Source organism: Pseudanabaena biceps PCC 7429 (genome assembly GCF_000332215.1).
In the GTDB taxonomy this organism is placed as follows: domain Bacteria; phylum Cyanobacteriota; class Cyanobacteriia; order Pseudanabaenales; family Pseudanabaenaceae; genus Pseudanabaena; species Pseudanabaena biceps.
This window is the reverse complement of record NZ_ALWB01000231.1, coordinates 1-8,709: the sequence shown is the minus strand read 5'-3', so window position 1 is coordinate 8,709 and position 8,709 is coordinate 1. Positions and strand designations below refer to the sequence as shown.

The following is an 8,709-nucleotide window of genomic DNA, read 5'->3' as shown; positions in this document are numbered from 1 at the left end:
GCGCACGCGCAGCGTGCGCCGCAGGTTTTAGGGTTTAATTAAGCGCACTTACTTAAATATAAATATGAGACTACCATTTGTTGCATTAAAACCAGACATAAGTAAGATTTTGCAAATGTTTAATGCAATTTGCACTTATAGCTAAGTAGCTAGGCGCAATTAAATATAAAACCCAAAAAACTGTAGCGCACGCTGCGCGTGCGCTACAGTTTTTTGGGGTTTTAACGTACTTGATAGTAAGCAACATCAGAAATCACAGGCATTTCGGCATACTTGCCACGTATGCATTGAAATACGGAATAGGCAAATGCTGCCGTAATACCCAAAAAAGTAACACTAGCGATAATTTGTAATACAAAGGGGAAAAAAGCCACCTTGCCCAAGATTACGGATAATAGCTCAGCGATCGCTCCGACCAGCGCCACCACAATATCTAATAGCAAAGCTTGCATCGCATTAAAGCGCGTAAAATGGTTTACCTTATAGCTTCTAACTACAAAAATAAATACACAGAACCAAGTGACAAAACGAATCGAAATAAAATCAATAATTGAAATTGATAAAATTTGATTGAGTTTGATCACTGGCAAAAAAATGATCAACAATGGAGGAAACTGAATAAACAAGAATGCCCCGAATATCACAACTGCGGCGATCGGTAATAGGTAAGTTAAGCTCGCGTATAGCCGATCTAAATAACTGACTGAACTACGTCGTACCATAAATCATTTTTGGTTTCTAAATCGTTGGGGTTTATTGAGTTCAGTATGGAGATATGAACCGATTAAATCTAAGTAGCTAGGCATAGTAAACTTAAAACCTAGAAGAGCATACCGCCCGCTATGCGGGCGGTATGCTCGCTGTTTCTGTTCTTTAATTATGCCGAACTACTTATCCATAATTCACACTGACTATTCAGTGTGAATTTAGTTCGCACTGACTATAGTTCGCACTGACTATAGTTCGCACTGAAATGAAGCAGCTTGAGAGAGAGTAGGAATATCGGAATACTCACCTCTGATACTATGATAAATCGCGTAACCCGCTAATAGGGTTGTACCAATAAAGATGGTATTGGCAATGGTCGCATTAATTACGGATGGTAATGCATTGCTAGATACCTGCTCGACTAACTGAAAGAGAAGTTGAGCGATAAACAACACTATCTGCATTAATAAGGCTTGCATCGTATTGAACCGCACAAAATGAGGAACGCGAGCATCCCTTACCACCAAAAAGAAAAGCCCCATAAACAGAAAAAATTCTCCCGTCAAGCCAAGTATGGGAACAAGGGGAAATGCTAAGACATTGCCGTACAACCAGATAAACGGGAAAAAGGGAAACAAAAGAATAGGGAACTGCTGAAAGAGGACAGCTCCATAAATTACGCCCGCTGATAACGGCAAGAGATAAGGTAAACAACTATAAAATCGATGCAGAGGTGTTGCAGGTTGCTGCCATGTCATAGCGATTTCCTTCAAGTTTTGGGCTTGTAGTGAGCTGGGTACAAGCACGATTTTAGCTCAAATATCCTCAACATCATAGCTAATGCAATGTTTGAGTTAGTAGCGATCGCCACCAAGGAGCCTAGCAGTGCAAAGCACCTCTATGCTCCCTCTATGGTCTTTGAGATCCGAATAATGCTGCCCTTAATGCTGTCTTGTGACATCTAGAGCAATTCCTTACTAAAGTTAAAGAGATTTAAGAAAAATTTACATTTACTCGTCACAAAGATAAAGAAATGTAACGATATGTAAACAAATCAATTTCAAATTATTGCATTTATTGCCCAAAATCAACCACGGCAATGGTTGTCTGGTATTAAATAGTGAATAGGTATAAATCTTTAATTGCTAATTGTTACAAGCTGTAACAGTTCAAGCAACAAATAACCAAACGCAATATATACAATCCCCAAAAATCAGGACAGTAATTTAAGGAGACTGCATGTTCACTTCTGTGCCACCGATCGCAACATTATCTGGTAGACGTATCATTCCCGAAACTCTACAGGGTCGGGTCTTAATGAAGTTGGTCTATGTAGTGCTTGAACCCCAATATCAGAGCGCTATGTCGGCGGCTGTAAAGTCAATCAACAAAAACAACCCTCATCTGGCGATCGAGGTAAATGGCTATTTAATCGAAGAGCTACGAAGTCCAGAAAATTACGAGTCCTTCAAAGAGGATATTGCCGCAGCCGATATATTTATTGCTTCGTTAATTTTTATTGACGATCTGGCGACCAAAATCGCCCTTGCCGTTGCACCCCATCGCGATCGCCTATCGGCTTGCGTGGTCTTCCCCTCAATGCCAGAGGTGATGCGCCTCAATAAGATGGGTAGTTTCAGTATGGAAAATCTGGGGCAATCGAAAAGCGCGATCGCCCAGTTCATGCGGAAGCGTAAAGAGAAATCGGGCAGTTCTTTTCAAGACAGTATGCTCAAGGTCGTCCAAACCCTGCCGAAGATTCTCAAGTATATGCCGATGGACAAGGCTCAGGATGCGCGCAACTTTATGTTGAGCTTCCAGTATTGGTTGGGGGGATCGACGGAAAATCTCGAAAACTTTTTGTTGATGTTGGCCCAAAATTACCTGCCAACGGTCAAAGCCCGCGCGAAAGAGCGTGGAGCCGCTCCTCTGCAAATTAAAGATCCCGTTACCTACTTGGATATGGGGCTATGGCATCCCCTCGCCCCCAAAATGTTCGAGAGTACCGCCGAATATTTAAACTGGTTTAACGCCCGTACCGATATTCCCGAAGAGATGAAAGATCCTCTTGCTCCATGTGTGGGGCTCTTAATGGCACGTACTCACCTTGTCACGGGCGATGACGCGCATTATGTGGCGATGGTGCAGGAATTGGAATCCATGGGCGCAAGGGTGATTTCGGTATTCAATGGCGGACTGGATTTCTCAAAGGCAGTTGAGGAATATTTTTACGATCCCAAACAAAAGGATCGGGCGATCGTCGATAGCGTGGTTTCCCTTACTGGTTTCGCCTTAGTTGGAGGACCTGCAAAACAAGATCACCCAAAGGCGATCGAAGCCCTCGAAAAGCTCAATCGTCCCTACATGGTCGCTTTACCTCTCGTCTTCCAAACCACGGAAGAGTGGCAAGATAGCGATCTCGGTTTGCATCCAGTCCAAGTAGCCCTACAGGTTGCCTTGCCAGAGCTGGATGGAGGACTCGATCCGATCGTGCTCTCTGGTCGCGACAGTGCGACAGGTCGTTCCCATGCCATTGGCGATCGCCTAGAAACAATTGCCAATCGGGCGATTAAATGGGCAAATCTCCGCCGCAAGCCTCGCCATGAGAAGAAACTCGCCATCACCATCTTTAGCTTCCCTCCCGACAAGGGCAACATCGGTACGGCAGCTTACTTAGATGTTTTCTCTTCCATTCATAAGGTAGTAGAAGCTCTCGGCAACAATGGCTATGATGTTCAAGGATTGCCAAAGACATCCCACGACATGATGTCTGAAATTCTGCATAACCCCGAAGCAATGGTTGGCAGCCCAGAATTAAATGTCGCCTATCGAATGTCAGTGAGGGAATACGAAGAGAATACACCCTATGTCGATCGCATTATCGAGCAATGGGGACCCGCTCCAGGACATCTCAATTCCGACGGTCAGAACCTGATCATTTACGGTAAGCAATACGGAAATATCTTCGTTGGCGTGCAACCAACCTTTGGCTATGAAGGCGACCCCATGCGTTTGCTTTTTAGTAAATCTGCCTCACCCCATCACGGTTTCGTTGCTTACTACACCTATCTGAACCATGTTTGGGGAGCCGATGCCGTGCTTCACTTCGGTACTCACGGCTCGATGGAGTTTATGCCTGGCAAACAGGTAGGCATGTCGGGCGAATGCTTCCCCGACAGCTTAATTGGTGCATTGCCTAATATCTACTACTATGCGGTCAATAACCCATCGGAAGCAACGATCGCTAAACGTCGCGGTTATGCCACGATCATCAGCTACATTACCCCAGCCCCAGAGAATGCAGGCTTGAGCCGAAATTTGCAAGAACTAAGCGAACTGATCGGTTCCTATAAGGATCTGCGTTTAGGAAGTCGTGGCGTGCAAATCACCAATACGATCATGGACAAGGTGCGCTTGGTAAATCTCGATAAGGATGTGGAACTTCCTGAACAGGATGCCAAGGAAATGTCCCTTGAAGAACGCGATAACGTCATCGGTCAGGTTTACAACAAACTGATGGAAATCGAGTCCCGCGTTCTCCCTTGCGGTCTGCACGTTGTTGGTGAGCCTCCCAAAGTCGAAGATGTCACCGATGTGCTGACTAGCATCGCCAGTTTCGATCGCCCCGAAGATAACATGAAGTCTCTTTTGAGAATCATCTGTGAAAGCATCGGACGCGATATCGAACAGCTTTACAAATCCAGCGACAAGGGTATTTACGCCGATGTGGAACTCTTGGCAAACATTCGGGCGATCGCTAATAAATCTGTAGGCGCATTGGTCAAAGCCAAGGCTGATGACGATGGCAGAGTTTCCAAACTCTCCGTTCTCAACTTCTTTAGAATGGGCAAAACCGAACCTTGGATTGAAGTGTTCCAAGAGAATGGCTATCCCAATGTCAATAAAGATGACATCAAGCCTCTCTTTGAATTCCTAGAGTTCTGTCTCAAGCAGATCGTTGCCGACAACGAACTGGGTGGATTGATTCGCGCCCTTGAGGGCGACTATATCTTGCCGAGCCCAGGTGGAGACCCAATCCGCAATCCTTTGGTACTGCCTACGGGCAAGAATATGCATGCCCTCGACCCCAACTCGATTCCTACGAGTGCGGCGGTACAGGCAGCGAAAACCGTCGTTGATCGCCTTTTAGAGCGTCAGCGCCAAGATAACAATGGAGTCTATCCCGAAACGATCGCTGTTGTCCTCTGGGGAACCGACAACATCAAGACCTACGGTGAATCCCTCGCTCAAGTTCTCTGCATGATCGGCGTGAAGCCCATGCCCGATGCCCTCGGTCGCATCAATCGTTTAGAGCTAACTCCTCTCGAAGAATTGGGTCGTCCTCGCGTTGATGTGGTCGTTAATTGCTCTGGCGTATTCCGAGATCTGTTTGTCAACCAAATGGACTTGATCGATCGCGCCGTGCGTATGGCCGCCGAAGCCGATGAGCCTTTGGAAATGAACTTTGTCAGGAAACATGCGATCGCCCAAGCCGAGGAATTTGGCTTAACCATTAGCCAAGCTGCTACTCGCGTATTCAGTAACTCATCGGGTTCCTATTCTTCTAACGTTAACCTTGCTGTGGAAAATAGCACATGGGAGAACGAAGAAGAATTGCAACAGATGTATCTATCGCGTAAGTCCTTCGCCTTTGGCGGTAATGTCAGCAACACCCAACAGCGCCAGCTTTACGAAGCCTCACTGAAGACAGTTGACATGACTTTCCAAAACTTGGACTCTTCCGAAATCAGTCTCACCGATGTATCCCACTACTTTGACTCTGACCCCACTAAGCTCGTTGGCAGTCTCCGTAAAGATGGCAAGAAACCTGCCTCTTTCATTGCTGATACAACGACAGCTAATGCACAAGTCCGCACTCTCACTGAGACAGTCCGCCTCGATACCCGCACTAAGATTCTCAATCCCAAGTGGTATGAGGGAATGCTCAAGAGTGGTTATGAAGGTGTACGCGAAATCTCGAAGCGCCTTGTAAACACAATGGGCTGGTCGGCAACGGCTGGAGCAGTGGATAACTGGGTTTACGAAGATGTCAATGATGTCTATGTGAACGATAAAGAGATGTGCGATCGCCTCAAAAATCTCAACCCCAATTCGTTCCGTAAGATTGTTGGTACTTTGCTAGAAGTCAATGGTCGCGGCTATTGGGAAACCAGTGAAGAAAATCTGGATAGATTGCGTGAACTCTATCAAGAACTCGAAGACCGCATTGAAGGTGTAGAGTAAAAATAAAAAAGGCGGCGCAATGCGCCGCCTTTTTTATAGGCAAAAATACCGTTGGTATAATGTTAAATGAGTTATGTGTATATGCCATGAATACATTAGACAAATTAGAGCTACTTAGTGCAAATTGTAGCGATCGCAATGAGTTAGATCGGATTCTGAGCCAATTACTGAGTGTAATGTTAAATCGCCATCGACAGAAATTAGCTATTTATGACCGTGATATTAGCAAGTTTGAGCAGAACTACAGGCTCGATTCTCATCAGTTTCAAAAACAATTTGAGTCAGGAGCATTAGGGGATGAGATGGATCTGTTTGAGTGGTTTAGTTTATGTGAGTTGCGAAAGGATCTCTTAGTTAAAATTAGCAAGCTAGAGCAAGCATTGTGATGATTGCCGAAGATTATTTAGCTTTAATAAAGTCATTGATTGCGCTTTGTCCAGCAGTGAAAAGTTTTAGTATTCTTAGAGAAGATGCACAGGGTAATAAAGGTTTATGGCGATATCGGCTGACTTTACAAGATGATAGCCTTATAGAAATGTTTGAGTTTTTTGAAATTCAATCAGATAAGGTTGAGGTGATTAAATACAGTTTTCATTGGCAAAGTAATGATGGGAAATTCATTAAACGTTGGGATAATGCGGCTCATCATCCTGAGATTGAAACTTATCCTCATCATTTACATGAAGGTGCTGAAGATTTTGTATTGCCCTATCAGCCAGTTAAGTTTGAGGAGATTTTGCAAATCATTACACTTAATCTATAAACTACTAGTATGAACTACCGAAATTACATCACAATTGAGCCAAATAAGCGTGGTGGCAAGCCATGCGTGCGTGGTTTGCGAATTACGGTTTATGAAGTGCTTGAATACTTAGCTTCTGATATGACAGAAGCAGAAATACTTGAAGATTTTCCCGATCTAATGTGGCAAGATTTTAAAGCTTGTATAGCATATGCGGCTGACCATTTTCACAATAGTAAACAGTATGGCAAGAATGTTTCCCAAAGCTGGTCCTCAGGATACTGGCAGTACGAGAGCTGAACCTGATCTTTATTGGCGGCTTTCAAAAAATCTATCTGACGAATTTACTGTAATTCATAGTTTGCCTTGGTTGGCTTCTGTATCTAAGGAAATCGATGGTCGGTCTGTACCAACAGGTGAAATCGACTTCTTAGTCTTGCATCAAGAGTTAGGTATTCTTGCTGTTGAAGTCAAAGGTGGTATTTTCATTCATGATAGAACTGAATTTGTTTATAAGCGAACGGGGCAGAAGATCGATCCAATTCGTCAAGTTAGGAGAGGCACTCATGCGCTTGCTCAATGGCTGCATGAAAGCGGGGCTGGTAGCTGGCGAATTGGTTATTGTATCCTTTTTCCAAATTCTGAGATGCGTGAAGCTATTCCCATTGCATTGATTGATCACACAGTAAATCCACCTCAACCTATTATTCTTGACATAAATGCTCTCAATGATATTGGGAAAAGCATCCAAGATGTGATGATTTACTGGAAAAAAGCACTTGGCTCATGGTCGATTAAAGAACAGCAGCTTCAGAAGCTAGTTGATGTCATTCTCCCATCTTCTGATTACACCCCATGTTGGGAGACAAGAATTAAAAATGATATAGTTACATGGTTACAGCTAACGCCAGAACAAGTAGTTTGTTTAAAGAAAATTGAGAAGGAAACTCGTTTAGTCGTCACAGGGTTTGCTGGAACTGGCAAAACACTCTTGTTAATAGAACACGCTCGTAGATTATCCGCATTAGATCAAAAGGTTCTTGTTCTAACTTACAATACTTTGCTTGCAAACCGCTTACGGGAAGAATTATCTGATTTATCAATAGAGGTTTACACGTTTCACCAGCAGTGTCGCCGAGCTGCTAAAGTTATTGGGAATCCAGTTCCTAATATTAGTGACTCATCTGTTCAAGAAAACTTTAAGGATTGGTATTCAATAGATGCTCCTAATGCACTCCAACAAGCTCTAAATGAAAAGAAACTAGAAAACTATGATGCACTAATTATTGATGAAGGTCAGGTTCTACACATTAATTGGTTGAAGACCCTATACGAATGGTTTAGTGAAAAACGAATAATAGTTTTTTGCGATTCAACACAAGTATTTAGCTTTGAGCATTCAACTTCTCCTCAAGAAATATCAGCAACTATTAATGCAAAATCTCCATATACTCTTACTGTTAACTTACGTTCTCCACGCACTGTATTTGAGAGAATATTGGAAGTCAAATCAACTGAATACCAACAATTTTGCCCTCGACTTTTTGAGCCAGATACTCTTAGTGAAATCGCTGTTCAAGACATGAGGAGTTCGCTTAATAAAATCATTAATCAGCTACTTGAAGAAGAAAAAATTTCAACAGAATCAATAGTTATTATAGATGCAACAAATGGATCACAAAAAGAGGGGAATTATTTAGGGATTCAGATTGTTAGTGCTGCAAAATTTCGAGGATTAGAGGCTCCTGTTGGGAGCATCTCAATTAGGCACTGAGTAAATATACTTAGGGGCATAGAAGTAGCCATTGAGATAAGCACAACGATGTTTCAAAACTTGAGCAACATTTTGCTGATTCCACTGAGCACCCGAAATCTTGACCCGACGACCAATTTGTTTAATTGTCGATTCAACTGAGCCAGAGCCAATGTTAATTCCCTGTTTTTGTAGGTAACCATACTCAGGTATACGATGGCGATGATTGCGTAAATAAGCAAGAAAATTGATAGCTCGTTTG

At 43.4% G+C, this 8,709-nt stretch carries 7 protein-coding genes and 1 pseudogene; 5 read left to right on the top strand and 3 right to left on the bottom strand.

Annotation, left to right across the window (positions count from 1 at the left end; translation table 11 throughout):
- Positions 1–221: 221 nt before the first annotated feature.
- Positions 222–722 carry a Tic20 family protein gene (locus PSE7429_RS19235; RefSeq protein ID WP_009629005.1) on the bottom strand — a complete coding sequence of 167 codons (501 nt, stop codon included), beginning with the start codon at positions 720–722 and terminating at the stop codon, positions 222–224.
- A gap of 234 nt (positions 723–956) precedes the next feature.
- Positions 957–1,514, bottom strand: coding sequence for a Tic20 family protein (locus tag PSE7429_RS19230; protein ID WP_233424393.1), 558 nt, complete (start codon positions 1,512–1,514; stop codon positions 957–959).
- Between the two features lie 433 nt (positions 1,515–1,947).
- Between PSE7429_RS19230 and PSE7429_RS19225 the strand changes: the two genes are divergently transcribed.
- The 5 genes from PSE7429_RS19225 to PSE7429_RS19210 all read left to right on the top strand — a co-directional run bounded on the left by PSE7429_RS19225 (position 1,948) and on the right by PSE7429_RS19210 (position 8,468).
- On the top strand, positions 1,948–5,952 hold the full coding sequence (locus PSE7429_RS19225; RefSeq protein WP_009629003.1) for a magnesium chelatase subunit H: 4,005 nt from the start codon (positions 1,948–1,950) through the stop codon (positions 5,950–5,952).
- An 86-nt stretch (positions 5,953–6,038) separates the two neighbouring features.
- Positions 6,039–6,338 (top strand): hypothetical protein, encoded by a 300-nt coding sequence (locus PSE7429_RS19220; RefSeq protein ID WP_040689606.1) that lies wholly within the window; start codon positions 6,039–6,041, stop codon positions 6,336–6,338.
- Complete coding sequence (locus PSE7429_RS19215; RefSeq protein WP_009629001.1) at positions 6,338–6,715, top strand: toxin-antitoxin system TumE family protein; 378 nt, start codon at positions 6,338–6,340, stop codon at positions 6,713–6,715. Before PSE7429_RS19220 ends, PSE7429_RS19215 begins: the two co-directional genes overlap by 1 nt.
- 9 nt (positions 6,716–6,724) lie before the next feature.
- On the top strand, positions 6,725–6,994 hold the full coding sequence (locus PSE7429_RS24675; protein ID WP_009629000.1) for a DUF433 domain-containing protein: 270 nt from the start codon (positions 6,725–6,727) through the stop codon (positions 6,992–6,994).
- Positions 6,939–8,468, top strand: coding sequence for a nuclease-related domain-containing DEAD/DEAH box helicase (locus PSE7429_RS19210; protein ID WP_009628999.1), 1,530 nt, complete (start codon positions 6,939–6,941; stop codon positions 8,466–8,468). Before PSE7429_RS24675 ends, PSE7429_RS19210 begins: the two co-directional genes overlap by 56 nt.
- On the opposite strand, the pseudogene PSE7429_RS26400 reads toward PSE7429_RS19210, so the two are convergent.
- Positions 8,454–8,709, bottom strand: a pseudogene (locus PSE7429_RS26400) (hypothetical protein); the annotation flags it as partial. The gene PSE7429_RS19210 and the pseudogene PSE7429_RS26400 sit on opposite strands and share 15 nt — an antisense overlap.

Bases quoted from the DNA above. Each gene is read 5' to 3' on its own strand.
- PSE7429_RS19220 (WP_040689606.1), top strand. From the start codon at position 6,039: ATGAATACATTAGACAAATTAGAGCTACTTAGTGCAAATTGTAGCGAT.
- PSE7429_RS19235 (WP_009629005.1), bottom strand. From the start codon at position 722: ATGGTACGACGTAGTTCAGTCAGTTATTTAGATCGGCTATACGCGAGC.
- PSE7429_RS19215 (WP_009629001.1), top strand. From the start codon at position 6,338: ATGATTGCCGAAGATTATTTAGCTTTAATAAAGTCATTGATTGCGCTT.
- PSE7429_RS19210 (WP_009628999.1), top strand. From the start codon at position 6,939: ATGGCAAGAATGTTTCCCAAAGCTGGTCCTCAGGATACTGGCAGTACG.
- PSE7429_RS19225 (WP_009629003.1), top strand. From the start codon at position 1,948: ATGTTCACTTCTGTGCCACCGATCGCAACATTATCTGGTAGACGTATC.
- PSE7429_RS24675 (WP_009629000.1), top strand. From the start codon at position 6,725: ATGAACTACCGAAATTACATCACAATTGAGCCAAATAAGCGTGGTGGC.